The organism is Cellulosimicrobium sp. Marseille-Q8652 (genome assembly GCF_965112045.1).
In genome coordinates this window covers 489,635-505,815 of record NZ_CBCOPS010000002.1, presented here as the reverse complement: position 1 = coordinate 505,815, position 16,181 = coordinate 489,635, and the positions used below count along the sequence as shown (strand labels likewise).

10 protein-coding genes are annotated in these 16,181 nt (G+C 73.2%); 2 read left to right on the top strand and 8 right to left on the bottom strand.

Annotated elements, in window-relative coordinates:
* Positions 1-10 precede the first annotated feature (10 nt).
* The 5 genes from nrdI to ACWPWV_RS12190 all read right to left on the bottom strand — a co-directional run bounded on the left by nrdI (position 11) and on the right by ACWPWV_RS12190 (position 7,529).
* On the bottom strand, positions 11-442 hold the full coding sequence (nrdI, locus tag ACWPWV_RS12210; RefSeq protein ID WP_454043249.1) for a class Ib ribonucleoside-diphosphate reductase assembly flavoprotein NrdI: 432 nt from the start codon (positions 440-442) through the stop codon (positions 11-13).
* A 112-nt stretch (positions 443-554) separates the two neighbouring features.
* On the bottom strand, positions 555-800 hold the full coding sequence (gene nrdH, locus ACWPWV_RS12205; RefSeq protein ID WP_154798230.1) for a glutaredoxin-like protein NrdH: 246 nt from the start codon (positions 798-800) through the stop codon (positions 555-557).
* A 776-nt stretch (positions 801-1,576) separates the two neighbouring features.
* Positions 1,577-3,073, bottom strand: coding sequence for a GH1 family beta-glucosidase (locus ACWPWV_RS12200; RefSeq protein WP_454043248.1), 1,497 nt, complete (start codon positions 3,071-3,073; stop codon positions 1,577-1,579).
* Between the two features lie 104 nt (positions 3,074-3,177).
* Positions 3,178-5,481, bottom strand: coding sequence for an alpha-xylosidase (yicI, locus tag ACWPWV_RS12195; protein ID WP_454043247.1), 2,304 nt, complete (start codon positions 5,479-5,481; stop codon positions 3,178-3,180).
* Entirely contained in the window at positions 5,478-7,529 is a 2,052-nt protein-coding gene (locus tag ACWPWV_RS12190) for a beta-galactosidase (protein ID WP_454043246.1), read from the bottom strand. Before ACWPWV_RS12190 ends, yicI begins: the two co-directional genes overlap by 4 nt.
* 484 nt (positions 7,530-8,013) lie before the next feature.
* Here ACWPWV_RS12190 and ACWPWV_RS12185 point away from each other — a divergent pair, with 484 nt between their 5' ends.
* Positions 8,014-9,015: a LacI family DNA-binding transcriptional regulator gene (locus ACWPWV_RS12185; protein ID WP_454043245.1), complete on the top strand. Its 1,002-nt coding sequence runs from the start codon at positions 8,014-8,016 to the stop codon at positions 9,013-9,015.
* An 82-nt stretch (positions 9,016-9,097) separates the two neighbouring features.
* Here the strand turns inward: ACWPWV_RS12185 and ACWPWV_RS12180 are convergent, their stop codons facing one another.
* The 3 genes from ACWPWV_RS12180 to ACWPWV_RS12170 are packed head-to-tail and all read right to left on the bottom strand — an operon-like array spanning position 9,098 to position 12,739.
* Complete coding sequence (locus ACWPWV_RS12180; RefSeq protein ID WP_454043244.1) at positions 9,098-10,096, bottom strand: carbohydrate ABC transporter permease; 999 nt, start codon at positions 10,094-10,096, stop codon at positions 9,098-9,100.
* Positions 10,093-11,142 (bottom strand): ABC transporter permease, encoded by a 1,050-nt coding sequence (locus ACWPWV_RS12175; protein ID WP_454043243.1) that lies wholly within the window; start codon positions 11,140-11,142, stop codon positions 10,093-10,095. The genes ACWPWV_RS12180 and ACWPWV_RS12175 overlap by 4 nt, the downstream gene beginning before the upstream one ends.
* 7 nt (positions 11,143-11,149) lie before the next feature.
* Entirely contained in the window at positions 11,150-12,739 is a 1,590-nt protein-coding gene (locus ACWPWV_RS12170) for an extracellular solute-binding protein (RefSeq protein WP_454043242.1), read from the bottom strand.
* Between the two features lie 348 nt (positions 12,740-13,087).
* Between ACWPWV_RS12170 and ACWPWV_RS12165 the strand changes: the two genes are divergently transcribed.
* Positions 13,088-16,135 carry a glycoside hydrolase family 3 C-terminal domain-containing protein gene (locus ACWPWV_RS12165; RefSeq protein WP_454043241.1) on the top strand — a complete coding sequence of 1,016 codons (3,048 nt, stop codon included), beginning with the start codon at positions 13,088-13,090 and terminating at the stop codon, positions 16,133-16,135.
* Positions 16,136-16,181: the final 46 nt, after the last annotated feature.

The window sequence follows — 16,181 nt, the reverse complement described above, 5'->3', positions numbered from 1 at the left end:
CTCTCGGAGATCACGCCGGAATCTGTGACTGTCGTTGCCAAAATCGTCCCAATCCGTCGCGGACGCGCGCGGCGTCCTCGGCTGTTCCCAGGAGTTCGAAGGCGTACAGGTAGGGCACCTGGCACTTCGCGGAGATGATGTCGCCGGCGATGCAGTAGGCCTCGCCGAAGTTGGTGTTGCCCGCGGCGATGACGCCACGGATCAACGACCGGTTGTGGACGTCGTTCAAGAACTTCACGACCTGGCGCGGGACGGCCCCGCCCTCGTTGCCGCCCCCGTAGGTCGGGACCATGAGCACGTACGGCTCGTCGACCCGCAGGAACCCCTCGGTGGGTCGCGTCGGGATGCGTCGCACGTCGATGCCCAGACCGGGCAGGCCGAGCCGCTGGACGAAGCGGTGCGTGTTCTCGCTGACGCTGGAGAAGTAGACGAGCGACCCCATGGGGACCGCACCTCCGTCCTGCTGTGCTCGCGACCTGCTGTCGTGCTGCCAGGAGGGCTCGCGCCGCCCCGGTGGTGCGGGCGGCACCGTCTCCGGCCCGCCCTGCCGATCGTCAGGCGACGACCGGGGAGACCTTCTGCGCGAGGGCGTTGATCTGGTCGGGGCGGAAGCCCGACCAGTGCTCGTCGCCGGCCACGACCACGGGGGCCTGCAGGTAGCCGAGCCCGCGCACCAGCTCGAGCGCCTCGGCGTCCTGGCTGATGTCCACGACGGTGTACTCGACGCCCTTCTTGTCGAGAGCGCGGTACGTCGCGTCGCACTGAACGCAAGCCGGCTTGCTGTAGACCGTGACGCTCATGGTGGTGACTCCTCGCTTCTCGTCCTGGGCCCGGTCCTCGGGGAGGGAGAAGAGTCTCTGACCTCGAAGGACACCGCTGGAACTACGTCTGTGTGATTCCCCGGAGAGCCTTCGCCCCCTGGGTGTGAAACCACTATACCTAGGGGTTCGGACACTGCCACCCCACTACATGTCGTGTCTGAACTTCACCCCGCCACATGTGGTAGCACCCATGGATCCATGGTCCCAGGGCCCTCTGACACGCTCTTCCACACCCCGTCGTCCACCGCTCGGTGAGGCCGAGAACGGCGTCGTGACGCGGCCCGAACACCGTCGTCCACAGGGTGGGGACGACCACGATCCACACCCTGTGCAGGCTGGCGGGGCACCCCTGGGGGACGACACGCGGCGATCGGGACGCCCCACCAGAACGCCCTAATCCGGACACCCGAGCCGCAGAACTCGTCGGCGTGTCGCGTTCCGTCGGCGTGTCGCGCCGTCGAGGGGCTGGACGCCCGACCTGCGACGAACGTCACCCCCGGCCGGAGCGGGCGGGCCGGAGCGGGCGGGGTCGCGGGTCGTGGCGGGTCTGGCGGGAGGCCGCGAGGCACGAGCGGCCGGATGGTAGACCCGCGACCCCGCCCGCGAAGGCCCGCCCGCTAAGGCCGCCCACGAAGGCCCGCCCGCAGATGGCCCGCCCACGGAGGCCCGCCCGCGGACCCCGCACACCGACCGACGCACGTGAAGAGCCCGCCCTCGGCACACACCGAGGACGGGCTCCGGAGACTGAGACCGGGTCAGGCGGTCTCGTCGACCCCCGGCAGCACGTTCGACGTCGCGAGCCGGCGGTACCAGTGCGCCGAGTCCTTCCACGTGCGCTCGAGCGTCTCGTAGTCGACGCGGATGATGCCGAAGCGACGGTCGTAGCCGTAGCCCCACTCGAAGTTGTCGAGCAGCGACCACGCGAAGTACCCGCGCACGTCCGCGCCGGCGTCGACGGCGGCACCGACGGCGTCGACGTGGTCGTGCAGGTACGCGACGCGGCGGTCGTCGTGCACGCGCCGGGTGCCGTCGGGCGCGACGGTCACCTCGTCGTCGAACGCGGCGCCGTTCTCGGTGACCATGAGGGGCTGGTCGGGGTACGTCCGCGCGAGCGACACGAGCAGCTCGGTCATCCCGGCGGGCTCGATGTTCCAGCCCATCGCCGTGTACGGGCCGGGCTGCTGGACGAACTCGACGTCGGTGACCCCGATCCACGGGCTGTGGGTCGACGCGCCGTGGCCGTCGTTCTCGGCCCGCTCGCCGGTGCCGTCGTAGTGGCGCACGCGCACGGTCGAGTAGTAGTTGACGCCGAGGATCGACACGGGCTGGCGCACGAGCTCGAGGTCGCCGTCGTGCACGAAGGACCAGTCGGTGACGTGCGCGGTGTCGGTGAGCAGGTCGGCCGGGTAGGCGCCGTCGAGGATCGGGCCGAGGAACGCGCGGTTGGCGAGCGCGTCGATCTTCCGGACGGCGTCGAGGTCGTTCGCGTTCGCGGGGTCGTCCGGGCGGATCACGTGGAGGTTGAGCGTGACCGACGTCTTGACGTCCTCGCCCAGCTCGTCGCGGATCGCCGCGACGGCGAGACCGTGGGCGAGGTTGAGGTGGTGCACGGCCGCGAGCGCCGCCGCGGGCTCGGTGCGGCCGGGCGCGTGCACGCCCGAGCCGTAGCCGAGGTACGCGGAGCACCAGGGCTCGTTGAGCGTGGTCCACGTGTCGATGCGGTCGCCGAGCTCACGGGCCATGTGGCGGGCGTACTCCGCGAAGGCGTACGCGGTGTCGCGGTTGGCCCAGCCCCCGGCGTCCTCGAGCTCCTGCGGGAGGTCCCAGTGGTAGAGCGTGACGACGGGCTTGACGCCCTTCTCGAGGAGCGCGTCCACCAGGCGCGAGTAGAACGCGACGCCCTCGAGGTTGAGCGGTCCGGTCCCTCCGGGCTGCACGCGCGACCAGGAGATGGAGAAGCGGTAGGCGCCGAGACCGAGGTCGGCGATGTGCTGCACGTCCTCGGCCCACCGGTGGTAGTGGTCGTCGGCGACGTCGCCGGTGTCGCCGTTGAGGATGCGTCCGGGCGTGTGGGAGTACGTGTCCCAGATCGACGGCGTGCGTCCGCCCTCGGCGGCGGCGCCCTCGATCTGGTACGAGGCGGTGGCCGATCCCCAGACGAAGTCCGGGGGGAAGGCGCGGCCCGACGGCGCGGGCTCGGGGCTGGTGCCGGGCGTGGCCCCGGCGGGACGGGTGGGGGTGTCGGTCGTCACGAGATCCTCGCTGATCGGGTGCCGGGGCCTGGGCGGTCCCGGTGCGGGGCGGCGGAAGACCGGCATGGTAGCGCTTCCACGCCGGTCTTCCCAGGGTACCTCGGTCAGGGCAGCAGGAGCGTCACCGACCCGGGACCGGCGGCGGCCGCCGTCGCGCCGTCGGCCTCCACCGACCAGGCACCGGGGGCGTCGTCGGTCACCACCGTCAGCTCCTGACCGGTGCGCCGGACGCGGAACGTCGTCGGCGCGTCGCCCGGCCGCGGGACGACGACGTCGCCCTCGTAGCCGTCGGGCAGCGCGAACGCCCGGAGCGTGACGCCGTCGGCCCAGTCGTACTCGGGCCGGTCGTCGCGCGCCCCGACGGGAAGCACCGACCCCGCGCGCACGAGCACCGGCAGCGAGTCGAAGCCGTGCGTCTCGGTGACCCACCGCGGGCCCGTCACGGTCGCCGGGAGGGTGCCGGCAGGACCGTCCGGCGCGCCGTCGACGAGCCGCGTCCACGTGCCCTCGGGCACGTAGTACTCGACCTGGCCGTCGGCGCGGAACACGGGGGCGACGAGCAGCGCGTCCCCGAGCATGTACTCCGTGTCGACGAGCGCCGCGGTGCGGTCCGCGGGGTGCTCGAGCACCATCGGACGCATGACGGGCACGCCGTCGGTGTGCGCCTCCTCGCCGAGCCGCGCGAGGTACGGCATGAGCGACATCTTGAGTCGCGTGAAGCGGCGGGTGACGTCGACGGCCTCGTCGTCGAACGCCCACGGGACGCGGTAGGAGTCCGAGCCGTGCAGGCGCGAGTGGGACGAGAGCATGCCGAACGCGACCCAGCGCTTGAACACCGCGGGGTCGGGCGTGCCCTCGAACCCGCCGATGTCGTGGCTCCAGTAGCCGAACCCGGACAGCGCGAGCGACAGCCCGCCGCGCAGGGACTCCGCCATCGCGACGAAGGTCGACTCGCAGTCGCCGCCCCAGTGCACGGGGAACTGCTGCCCGCCCGCGGTCGCGGAACGTGCGAAGAGGACGGCGTCGCCGCTGCCGCGCTCCTGCTCGAGCACCTCGAACACGGCCTCGTTGTACAGGTGCGTGTAGTAGTTGTGCATGCGCTGCGGGTCGGAGCCGTCGTGCCAGACGACGTCCGTGGGGATGCGCTCGCCGAAGTCGGTCTTGAAGCAGTCGACGCCCTGCCGCAGCAGGCCGCGCAGCTTCTCCTGGTACCAGGCCCGCGCCTCGGGGTTGGTGAAGTCGACGAGCGCCATGCCCGCCTGCCACAGGTCCCACTGCCAGACGTCGCCCGCGGGCGTCGTCACGAGGTAGCCGCGCTCGCGCCCCTCGTCGAACAGGTGCGAGCGCTGCGCGATGTACGGGTTGATCCACGCGCTGACGCGCAGGCCGCGCCCCCGCAGGCGCGCGAGCATCCCCTCGGGGTCCGGGAACGTCTTCGGGTCCCAGACGAAGTCGCACCAGTGGAACTGCCGCATCCAGAAGCAGTCGAAGTGGAAGACGCTCAGCGGGATCTCGCGCTCGGCCATGCCCTCGACGAAGCGCGTGACCGTGGCCTCGTCGTAGTCGGTCGTGAACGACGTCGAGAGCCACAGCCCGTACGACCACGCCGGGACGCGCGCGGGCCGGCCCGTGAGGGCCGTGTACCGGCGCAGCACGTCCTTGGGCGTCGGCCCCTGGATGACGTAGTACTGCAGGGCCTGGCCCTCGACGGAGAACTGCGCGCGCGAGACGACCTCGGTCCCGAGCTCGAACGACACCCGCTCGGGGTGGGCCACGAGCACGCCGTAGCCCTTGTCGCTCAGGTAGAACGGCACGTTCTTGTACGCGAGGTCGCTCGCCGTCCCGCCGTCCTCGTTCCACACGTCGACGCTCTGCCCGTTCTTGACGAACGCGCCGAACCGCTCGCCGAGACCGTAGAGGTGCTCCCCCACGCCGAGGGCGAGCTGCTCGTGCACGTGCGAGCGCCCGTCGGCCGTCGTCGCGATCCCGATGCTGCGGTCGAGCGACGAGGTGAGCACGGTGCCGTCGGCCTCGAAGTCCACGTGCCACGGCCCGTCCGTCCGCACGCGCGCGGTGAGCCCTCCCGAGGTGATCGTGGCCTCGGGGGCGCCGATGAGCTCGGGCAGCGCCACCTTCGCGCCGGGCGTCGAGCGCTCGAGGGCGAAGTGCGGCCCGCGGTCGCGGCGCCCGCGGTGGTGCTCGATCCGGACACCGATCACACCCTCGGCGGGCGCGTCGAAGGTCACGGTGACGACCGGCTGGTTGAGGGTGTCGCCGCGCGTCGCGACGACCGCCGTGGGCGCGTGCACGACGAGGCGCTCGCCCTCGTCGACGACCTCGTCGATCGAGCGCGGGCGCAGCATGCCGACCCCGGGTCGCAGCTGCCAGTACCCGTCGGTGAACTTCATGGCGTCCTTTCGGTGGGGTGGTCGACCAGCGCGGCGACGTCGTGCGCGGCGAGGTGCGCGGCGTCGTCGACCGGTCGCCCGGTGAGGAGGTCGAGGTGGGGGCCGTCGACGGGCACGGTGACCGGCGCGTCGGTGTGGTTGAGCACGAAGAGCACGTCGCCGCGGCGCACGGCCTCGACCCCGGGGCGCCGGTCCGCCCCGGCCAGCGTGGGCGCGACGCCCGCGCGGTCGAGGGCGGCGCCCAGGACGGCGCCGAGGAGGCCCTCGTCGGGGACCGTCGCGACGTACCACGCCTCGCCGTCCCCGTACGCGTGCCGGGTCACGGCGGGACCGCCGGCGAGGTGGCCGTGGGCGAACGTCGCGAGCACCGTCGCGCCGTCCGCCTCGAGGAGCTCGCCGAGCACGTGGGCGCGGGCGCCGCCGGTCGCGGGCTCCACGACGTCGAGGTCCACGCCGTCGTCGGGGAGCGGGACCCACTCCTCGCCGCTGACGCCCAGGACGTCGTGCAGGAGTGCCGGGAAGCGCCCGGTGCGCACGTGGGCGTTCCGGTCCGCGACCCCGCTGAACGGCCCGACGACGAGCGTGGCGCCCCCGTGCGCCGCCGCGCGCAGCGCGCCCGAGGCGTCCTCGTCGAGCAGGTAGAGCTGCGGGACGAGGACGGCACGGTAGCCCGTCAGGTCCCGGCCGGGCGGCACGAGGTCGCACGCGACGTCGCGGGCCCACAGCACGCGGTACCAGGCGCGCAGCTGCTCGACCGCGTCGAGGCGGTCGGTGGGGCGCGCGACCTCCCCGCTGGCCCACCACGACGGCCAGTCGACGACGACGGCGACGTCCGCCGCGACCCGTCCCCCGACGACCGGCGCCAGCCGGGCGAGGTCCGCGCCGAGGCGTCGGACGCCGCGGTGCACGCGGGTCTCGGGACCGGCGTGCGGGAGCATCGCCGAGTGGAAGCGCTCGGCGCCGCTGCGCGACGCGCGCCACTGGAAGAAGCACACGCCGTCCGCGCCGCGCGCGACCGCCTGGAGCGACTCGAGCCGGGAGCGCTCGGGGGACTTCGGGAGGTTGTGCGGCCGCCAGCTCACCGCGCTCGTCGCGGACTCCATGAGCAGCCAGGGCGCGCCGTCGCCCAGCGAGCGCATCAGGTCCTGCGTGAGCGCGGCGTCCGCCGGCGCGCGCGGGTCGCCCGGGTCCGGGTACGCGTCGTCCGCGACCACGTCGACGTCGTCGGCCCACGACCACGGGTCGATGCCCGGGAAGAAGCCCATGAAGTTCGTCGTCACGGGACGCTCGACGTCGTACGTGCGGATCAGGTCCCGCTGCTCGCGGTACAGCGCGAGGAGCTGGTCGGAGCAGTACCGCCGCCAGTCGAGCGCCTGCGAGGGGTTGACGTGGTAGACCGTGCGGCGCGGCGGCACGACCTCCGACCAGTCGGCGTAGTGCTGCGACCACACCGTGGTGCCCCACGCCTCGTTGAGCGCGTCGATTGTCCCGTGGCGGCGCTGGAGCCAGGCACGGAACGCACCCGCCGACTCGTCGCCGTAGCAGACCTGGCCGAACTCGTTCCCGACGTGCCACATGCGCACCGCGGGGTGGTCGGCGTACCGGGCGACGAGCGCGTCGGTGATCGCGAGCGCGTGCTCGCGGTACACGCGGGACGCAGGGCTGAACTGGTTGCGCGAGCCCGCGACGAGCCGCACGCCGTCCTGGTCGACCGGGAGCGTGTCGGGGTGCAGGACGCCGAGCCACGGCGGCGGCGAGGCCGTGGGCGTCGCGAGGTCGACGCCGACGCCGTGCTCGCCGAGCACGTCGAGGACCTCGTCGAGCCACGCGAAGTCGCGGGCGCCCGGCGACGGCTCGTAGCGCGCCCAGGAGAAGACGCCCACGGTCACGAGGTTCACGTGCGCCTCGCGCATGAGGCGCGCGTCCTCCCGCCAGACGTGCGCGGGCCACTGCTCCGGGTTGTAGTCGCCCCCGAAACGGATCCCGTCCGGCGTGAGGGCCGCGAGCCCCCGGCCGTGCGGGGACGCGTCGATCGCGTCCGTCGGCACCGTCGCCTCCCTTCGTCGTCTCTCACGACGACGCGGCAGGAGCGCCATCGTCGAAGCGTTTCAACACGCTAGCCTGTGGCCCACGCGCTTGTCCAGGACACAGCCTGACCATCCGGCCGAATCACCCGCACCCGACGACGCCGTCGGCCCGACCGGCCGGAGAACAGCGCGATCGCCCGACCACCAGAGGATCCGCTCCATGACCGGCACCGCCGTCACGCCCCTGCCACCGCTCCCGGAGGGAGCTCCGCCGCGCCTGCGCCGCCGGTCGCGTCCGGCGCGATGCGGCACCCGCGGGATCGAAGCGCTTCCCTCGGTCGCGGCCGGGTGCGGCGCCCCTCGGGTCGGGCGGTCCACGGCCCGTCCGCACCGGCGGCCCGTCACCGACGCCCCGGGCGCCGCGCCAGGCGCTACCGTGTCCCCCGAGCGGTCGCGCGGTCGAGCACGTCTCGACCGCCGCGATCCCGTCACCTGAGGAGAAGCAGTGGCCACCATCGAGGACGTCGCACGGACGGCCGGGGTCTCCGCGTCGACCGTCTCCTACGTGCTGTCGGGCAAGCGCAGCATCTCCGCCCCCACGCGCCGTCGCGTCGAGAAGGCGATCCAGCAGCTCGGCTACCGCCCTCACGCGGGCGCGCGCGCCCTCGCCTCCTCCCGGACCAACGTGCTCGCGCTCATGGCCCCGCTGCGCGCGGGCGTCGACGTCAACGTCATCATGCAGTTCGTCTCGGGCGTCCTGCTGCGTGCGCGCGAGCACTCCCACGACGTCCTGCTGCTGACCCAGGACGACGTCTCCGGCGCCGAGCGCGTCGGCTCGGGGTCGATGGTGGACGGCATCGTCGTCATGGACGTCGAGGCGCACGACGAGCGGCTCCCGAGCCTCGCCCGGCTGCGCCAGCCCGCGGTCCTCATCGGGCTGCCGGCCGACCCGGGCACCCTCAGCTGCGTCGACCTCGACTTCGAGGCCGCGGGACGGCTCGGCCTCGAGCACCTCGCACGCCTCGGCCACCGCCGGGTCGCGTTCCTCGGGCCTCCCCCCGAGGTCGTGGCCCGCCACACCTCCTACGCCGACCGCGTCCTGCGCGGCTTCACCGTCGCCGCGCACGACGAGGGCGTCCACGCACGCACCGTCGAGACCCCGACGGCCCGCGACGGGGTCGTCGCGTCCGTCGACGCGCTGCTCGAGCAGGAACCGCAGCTGACGGCCCTCCTCGTGCACAACGAGGCCGCCCTGCCCCACGTCCTGGCACGCCTGGCGGAGCGGGGCCGCCGCGTCCCGGAGGACCTCTCGGTCGTGACGATCAGCCCGGCGGACGTCGCGGCGGCCCAGGTCGTCCCCGTCACGGGCATCGACATCCCCGCCGAGCGCATCGGCCACGTGGCGGTCGACATGGTCATGGCGCGCATCGAGGACGACGAGCCGGCCGAGACCCGGCTCCTCACGCCGGTGCTCACCGAGCGCGGGTCGACGCGCGCGCCGCGCTGACCGGGCTGCCGCACGACGGAGGCCGACCGGACGGCGCGGGGGCGCACGCCGTCCGGTCGGCCGATCTGTCGACCGGGCCCGCTCAGCCCTTGATGGCCCCGAAGATCACGCCCTTGGTGAAGTGGCGCTGCACGAACGGGTACACGAGGAGGATCGGGACCACGGCGAGCACCATGATCGCCATCTTCACCGGCAGGCCCGTGACGGCACCCGTCGCCACGTCGACCTGGCCCGTGCCGCTGCCCGGGAGGGTGACGCCCTGCAGGACGTAGGAGCGCAGGACGAGCTGCAGGGGCCACTTCGCGTTGTCGTTGATGTAGAGCATCGCGTTGAAGAACGCGTTGAAGTAGCCCACCCCGTAGAACAGCGCGACGACGGCGATCGCCGCCTTCGACATCGGGGCGACGATCTGGCCCATGATCCGCCAGTCCCCCGCGCCGTCGATCCGGGCGGCGTCCGTGATGGACGCGTCGATGTTCATGAAGAAGTTGCGCAGGATGAGGACGTTGAACGCTGAGACCGCGCCGGGCAGGATGAGCGCCCACAGGCTGTCGATGAGGCCGAGGTTGCTCACGAGCAGGTACGTCGGGATCATGCCCGCGCCGAAGAACATCGTGATGAGGAAGACGAACAGGATCGTCCGGTGCCCCAGGCTCGACGGCCGCGAGAGACCGTAGGCCGCGAGGATCGAGACCACCGTGGAGAGCACGGTGCCGATGGTCGTGACCACGATCGAGACCATCGCGGCGCGCGTGACGATCCCTCCCGAGAGGATCTGCTCGTAGGCCGCCGTGGTGAACCCCCCGGGCACGACGACCATCCCGCCCGAGCGGTTGATGTCGGCCTGCGTCGAGAACGACGTGAGGACGACCGTGTAGAGCGGGAAGAGGACGACCAGCACGATGAGGAGGAGCGCCAGCCCCTTGCCGGCCTGGCCGAGCGGGCTCGGCGTGCCCTCCCACGCGGCGCGGTGCGGCGAGCGGCGCCGGCGGCGGCGTCGAGCGGCCTCCGGCGGCGCGGGGAACGGCACCGCGTCGGGGTGGCTCAGGGGCCCCTGCCCCGTGTCGTTGGTGATGCTCATGACTTCTTGTACACCCCTGCCTCACCGAAGACGTGCGCGAGCTTGTTCGCGCCGAGGACGAGCGCGAGCGAGACGAGCCCCTTGACGAGCCCGGCCGCCGCGGCGAATGCCCAGTCGCCGTTCACGACGCCCTGGTAGTACACGAAGGTGTCGATGACCTCCGACACCTCGGCGCCGACCGCGGCGCGCTGGAGGATGAGCTGCTCGAACCCGACCGTGAGCGCGTCGCCCAGGCGCAGGATGAGCAGCAGGATGATCGTCGGCCGCAGCGCGGGCAGCGTGATGTGCCAGGTGCGACGCCACCGGCCGGCCCCGTCCATCGCCGCCGCCTCGTGGAGCGCCGGGTCGACCGTGCTCAGGGCGGCGAGGAAGATGATGATGCCCCAGCCCGCGTCCTTCCACACCGACTGCATGGTGATGAGGACGAGGAACGTGTCCGGGTTCGTCATGAGGTCGAACCCGGCGTACCCGTTCTCGGCGAGGACCCGGTTCACGAGCCCGGCACCGCCGAAGAGCTGCTGGAAGATCGTCACGACGAGCACCCACGAGAAGAAGTGGGGCAGGTAGACGATCGACTGGATCGTCGTCCGGACCGCCGGCGTGACGACGCTGTTGAGCAGGAGCGCGAGCGCGATGGGGATCGGGAAGTAGAAGACGAGCTGGAACGCCGTGATGGCGAGGGTGTTGCCCACCGCCTGGAGGAACAGCGGGTTCGTGAAGACGCGCTCGAAGTTCCACCAGCCGACGAACGGCGAGTCCAGGATCCCGACGTAGGGCGAGTAGTCCTGCCAGGCGATGACGTTCCCCAGCATCGGGACGTAGGCGAACACGACGAGCAGGGCCACGCCCGGCAGCGTCATGAGGAGGAGCGAGCGGTCCCGGCGCAACCGCGCCCGGAACGACATGCGCCGCTGCCCGGCGGTGTCCGGCCGGCCCGGTCGTGCCGTGCGGGCCCTCCGGCCCGGCGTCGCCGCCGGGCCGGAGGGGTCCTTCGTCGCCGTGTCCGCGCTCGGCACGTCCGTGGCGTCGGAGATCTCGGTGCTCACAACGTGCTCACTCGCCGTCGGTCTCGGCCGACCCGCCGTCGAGGATCTCCTGGTAGTACGCGCGCAGCTCCTCACCGCCCGACGACCGCCAGGTCTCGACGGCCGCGTCGAGGTCGTCGAGGGACTTGCGCCCGCGGGCGATGTCCTTCTCCAGGTCCTCGAACGGCTGGCCGAGCGACGCGTACTGCGCCGGCTCCGTGATCTGCATGCCGTAGAAGAGGGGCTCCTCGACGTACGGCGCCGCCTCGGCCATCCAGGTCGTGAAGTCCTCGACGAAGCCGGGGTACTGGACCTTCGCGTTCACCATGGGCGGGCCGACGAGGAAGATGTACGACGGCTGCACCTCGGTCGCGGCGAGCTCGGTGGCGACGGGGAGACGGTTCTCGTCGAGCGTGTAGTGCACGTCCTCGACGCCGTAGTTGACGAGCTGGTACTCGGCGGTGCCGAAGGGCGAGGCGAGGAAGTCGGCCGCGGAGAGGAGCTCCTCGATCGCGCCCTCGGTGTCGGTCTTCTTCAGGTACGAGCACATGCTCGCGGCGCCGCCCTTGAAGATCTTCGGCTCGCCACCGTCGGCCGCGATGAGCGGCAGGGGCTGCTGCGAGAACTCGGGGTTCGAGGGCAGGTTGCGGCCGAGCGCCTCGTGCCACGCGCCCACGCCGTCCGAGGTCACGAGCACCTGGCCGGACTCGAACCGCTCCTTGCCGTCACCGGACTCGGCGACCGCGTCGGGGTGCACGGCGCCGGACGCGTAGAGCTTGGAGATCCACTCGAGGGCGTCGCGGTACTCCTGCGTCTCGACGCGGTGCACGAGGTTGCCCTCCTCGTCCTGCGTCCACTTCGGCACGACGGAGAACATCTGCGTCGCGAGGACCCACAGGTCGTTGCTCCCCCACTGGCGCGCGTCGGCGTCGGTGAGAGACGAGACGAACTCGAGGGCCTCGTCGGCGTCCGTCGGCAGCTCCGTGCCCTCGGGCAGGAGGTCGGCGCGGTAGAACGTCGCGTCGTTGACCAGCTCGCCGGGGAGCGGCAGGCCGTAGAGCTTGCCGTTCCACATGCACGCGCGCCACGCGTCCGTCGGGATGTTCGCGAGGTTGGGGTAGGCCTCGACCTTGTCGCCCTCGAGGTACGGCGTGAGGTCGGTGAAGATCGTGTCGACCGCCTGGCCGAAGCGCGGCGGGACGTTCCACGACGGGATGGTGACCCAGTCCGCGACGTCCTTCGGCGAGGCCAGCACGGCGGCGAGCTTGTCCCCGTAGGTGTTGCCGTCGGAGATCTGGAACGTGAGGTCGGTGCCGATCGCCTCGTTGACCGCGTCGAAGTACTGGTTGCCCTCGGTGGGCGGGATGGTTCCCCACAGCGGTGTCATCACGGTGTACGAGCCACCGGAGCCGGGCGGGGAGTCGAAGACCTGGACGAACTCCTCGGGCACCGTCTCGAAGCCGGCCGTCGAGCCCTCGACGCTCGGGAAGTCCGGCTCGACGTACTCGACCGGGACGTGGTTCGGGAGCACGGCGTCGTTGCCCACCTGCTGGTCCGGGTCGGCGACGTTGCCGCCGCCCCCACCGCTGCACGCCGCCGTGAGTGAGATCGCTCCCACGGCCGCGAGGACGGCGCTCCAGCGCCGGCCGTTTCCGTGCCTGAATGCCCTCATCGACGTCGCACTCCTTCGTGACCTCGGGAGGGCTGCCGCTCTGCCGCCCTCCGGTGCCCGGTCCCCCGGGCTGGCTCGACATGCTCGGCGATGTCGAAGCGCTTCAACGGAGAGTACGGGCTGACCCCGTCCAGTGCAAGACTCGTCGGGTCACCGTCCGGTCTCGATCCGACCGCCGCGGTCCGGTCCGGGACGTGTGGCACCATGGGCGCGATGCGTCGCACGGTCGCGACGCCGCGTCGAACCGTTTCGAACACGGATTCGACGTGATCCCGTGCCAGGAAGGACGATGCCGTGCCGCCCGAGGCGATCACCGACGTACCCCCGTACCTGCGCGAGGAGCTGCCCGTCCCGGTCCGGGCGGCAGACCTCCTCGAGCGGCTCACGCCCGACGAGCGGCTGGCCCTGCTGCACCAGCACGCACCGGCCGTCGACCGCCTCGGGCTCGCCGCCTTCCGGACCGGCACCGAAGGACTGCACGGGGTCTCCTGGCTGGGCACGGCGACCGTCTTCCCCCAGCCCGTCGGCCTCGCGGCCACGTGGGACCCCGAGCTGCTGCGTCGCGTGGGCGAGGCCGTCGGCACCGAGGTCCGCGCCAAGCACGCGGCGGACCCGACCGTGAGCCTCAACGTGTGGGCACCCGTCGTCAACCCGCTCCGGCACCCGCGCTGGGGCCGGAACGAGGAGGGCTTCTCCGAGGACCCGCACGTGACGGCGTGGCTCGCGAGCTCCTACGCACGGGGCCTGCGCGGCGACCACCCGCGCGTGTGGCGGACGGTCCCCACGCTCAAGCACTTCCTCGCGTACTCCAGCGAGACCGACCGCGCCGTGACGAGCTCGCACGTCCCGCTGCGGCTCCTGCACGAGTGGGAGCTGCCCGCGTTCCGCGGCCCGCTCGCCGACGGGACCGCCGGCGCGGTCATGCCCGGGTACAACCTCACGAACGGGCGGCCCAACCACGTCGCGCGGGGCCTGCTCGACGAGCTGCGCTCGTGGACCGACGGCTCGGTCGCCGTGGTCTCCGACGCCTCGGCGCCCACGAACCTCGTGGTCGGCGAGCGGTACTTCCCCGACCACGTCGCGTCGCACGCCGCGTCGCTGCGCGCGGGCGTGGACTCCTTCACCGACAACGACGCCGACCCGCACCTCACGCTCGAGCGCCTGCGGGTCGGGCTCGAGCAGGGGCTCGTCTCGCAGGACGACGTCGACCGCGCGGCGCTGCGGCTCCTCGAGCTGCGCCTGCGCACGGGCGAGCTCGACGTCGCGGACGACCCGTGGTCGGGGGTGGGTTCCGACGGCGTCGACGTGCCGGAGCACCGCGCGCTCGCGCGCGAGGCCGTGGCCCGCTCGGTCGTCCTCCTGCGCAACGACCCCGCGGGCGCCGGCGCTCCTGTCCTGCCGCTCCCGGCGGCCCCCGCGCGCGTCGCCGTCGTGGGTCCGCTCGCGGACCGGGTGCTCCACGACTGGTACTCGGGGACCCCGCCGTACACGACGTCGGTCGCCGCTGCCCTCGCGGCGCGCTACCCGGGTGCGGAGGTCGTCGTCGCCGACGGCGCCGACCGTGTCGCGCTGCGCTCGACCACCACGGGCGCCTACCTGGAGGTCGGCGACGACGCGGCGGTCGTCACGGCGAGCTCCGCGGCCGCCGGCCCGAGCGCCCACCTCGACGTCACCGACTGGGGCGACGGCGTGCTCACGCTGCGCTCGGTCGCGACGGGCCGCCTGCTGAGCGGGGCGTCGTGGATCGTGTCCGCCGACGCGGAGCGCGTCGGCGGCTGGGTCGTCCAGGAGAGCTTCCGCCGCCACCAGCACGGCGACGGCACGTGGTCGCTCCAGCACGTCGCCTCGGGCCGGTGGCTGCGCGTCCAGCACGGGTCGGGCCTGCTCGTCGCCGAGGCCCCGTCCTGGGACGCGGCGGAGCGCTTCGTGTGGCGCACCGTCCGCGCCGGCCACGAGGCGGTCGAGGAGGCAGCGCGCGCCGCCGACGCCGTCCTCGCCGTCGTGGGCAACGACCCGCACCTCGCGGGTCGCGAGACCGAGGACCGCCCGCACCTCGCGCTGCCGTCGGCGGCCGAGGAGATCTGGCGCGCCGCGCGGGACGTCAGCGCGCGTGCCGCGCTCGTCGTCGTCTCGAGCTACCCGTACGTCCTCGGCCCGGCGACGCACGACGCCGCGGCCGTCGTCTGGACGTCGCACGGCGGCCAGGAGCTCGGCCCCGGGCTCGTCGACGTCCTGAGCGGCGACGTCGAGCCGTCGGGACGCCTCGCGCAGTCGTGGCCGGGCGACGAGGACCAGGCCGGTCCGCTGCTCGAGTACGACGTCCAGCGCGCGGGCCTGACGTACCGGTACGCGGACGGTGCGCCGGCGTTCGCGTTCGGGCACGGCCTGACCTACTCGCACGTGACGTACACGGGGGTGACGCTGGACCGGGACCACGTCGACGCCCCGGCCGCCTGGTCGGCGCGCGCCGTGCCGGACGTCGGGCGGGTGGTGGCTCGCGTCGTCGTGCGCAACGACGGCGACCGGCCCGCCGAGGAGCTGGTCCAGCTCTACGCCCTCGCGCCCGCTGGCCTGCCGGTGCCGGCACCCCGCCGCGTCCTCGTCGCCCACGCGCGCGTCCGGCTCGACGTCGGCGAGCGCCGGGAGGTCGCGCTCGCCGTCGACCTCGCGCGGCTCGCGGTGTGGGACGTGACCGCCACGCCGGCCGACGACCGGCTCGCGGACCTGCTCGCCGGGGCGGACCCCGACCTGCACGTCGGTGCGTTCCGCGTGCAGGCGGGCACCTACGTCCTCGCGGCGGGCCCGTCGAGCGCCGACCTGCCGGTCCGGGCGTCGCTGCGGGTGCACGGCGCGGGTCCCGCGCCGCGACCGGCGGTGGGCCTGCGCCTCGCCGCTCACGGCTTCAGCGCGTACGACGGCGTCGTCACCGCCGAGCGGACCGCCGAGGCGGGGTGGGCGGTCGACGTCGCGCCCGGACGTCGTGACGGGTGGGTCGTCTACGACCGGGTCGACCTGACGGGTGTCGACGCGGTCGTGCTCGACGTCGCGCGGACCGGGCCGGGCGCGACGCGTCCCGCGCGCGTCGAGACGCGCGCCGCGGGCACCGAGGACGCGTGGTCGACCCTCGCCGTCGTCGGTCCCGGCCAGGCCGACCAGGCCGACCAGGCCGACCAGGCCGACCAGGCCGACCAGGGAGACGGCGGCACGGCGGCTCGCCACCGCTGGGTCGAGGTCACGGTCGCGGCCGACGCGCCGGCCGGTGCGCACGACGTCCGTGTGGTGCTGCCCGCGGGCGTGCGCCTCGGCGCGGTCCGCTTCACCGGGACGACGCCGGTCGCGTGACTCGACCCGTCGTGCCGGGGGCGACGCGCGTCGCCCCCGGCACGAC

Coding starts and splice junctions, on each gene's coding strand:
- nrdI (WP_454043249.1), bottom strand. CDS start 442: ATGGGGTCGCTCGTCTACTTCTCCAGCGTCAGCGAGAACACGCACCGC.
- nrdH (WP_154798230.1), bottom strand. CDS start 800: ATGAGCGTCACGGTCTACAGCAAGCCGGCTTGCGTTCAGTGCGACGCG.
- yicI (WP_454043247.1), bottom strand. CDS start 5,481: ATGAAGTTCACCGACGGGTACTGGCAGCTGCGACCCGGGGTCGGCATG.
- ACWPWV_RS12180 (WP_454043244.1), bottom strand. CDS start 10,096: ATGAGCATCACCAACGACACGGGGCAGGGGCCCCTGAGCCACCCCGAC.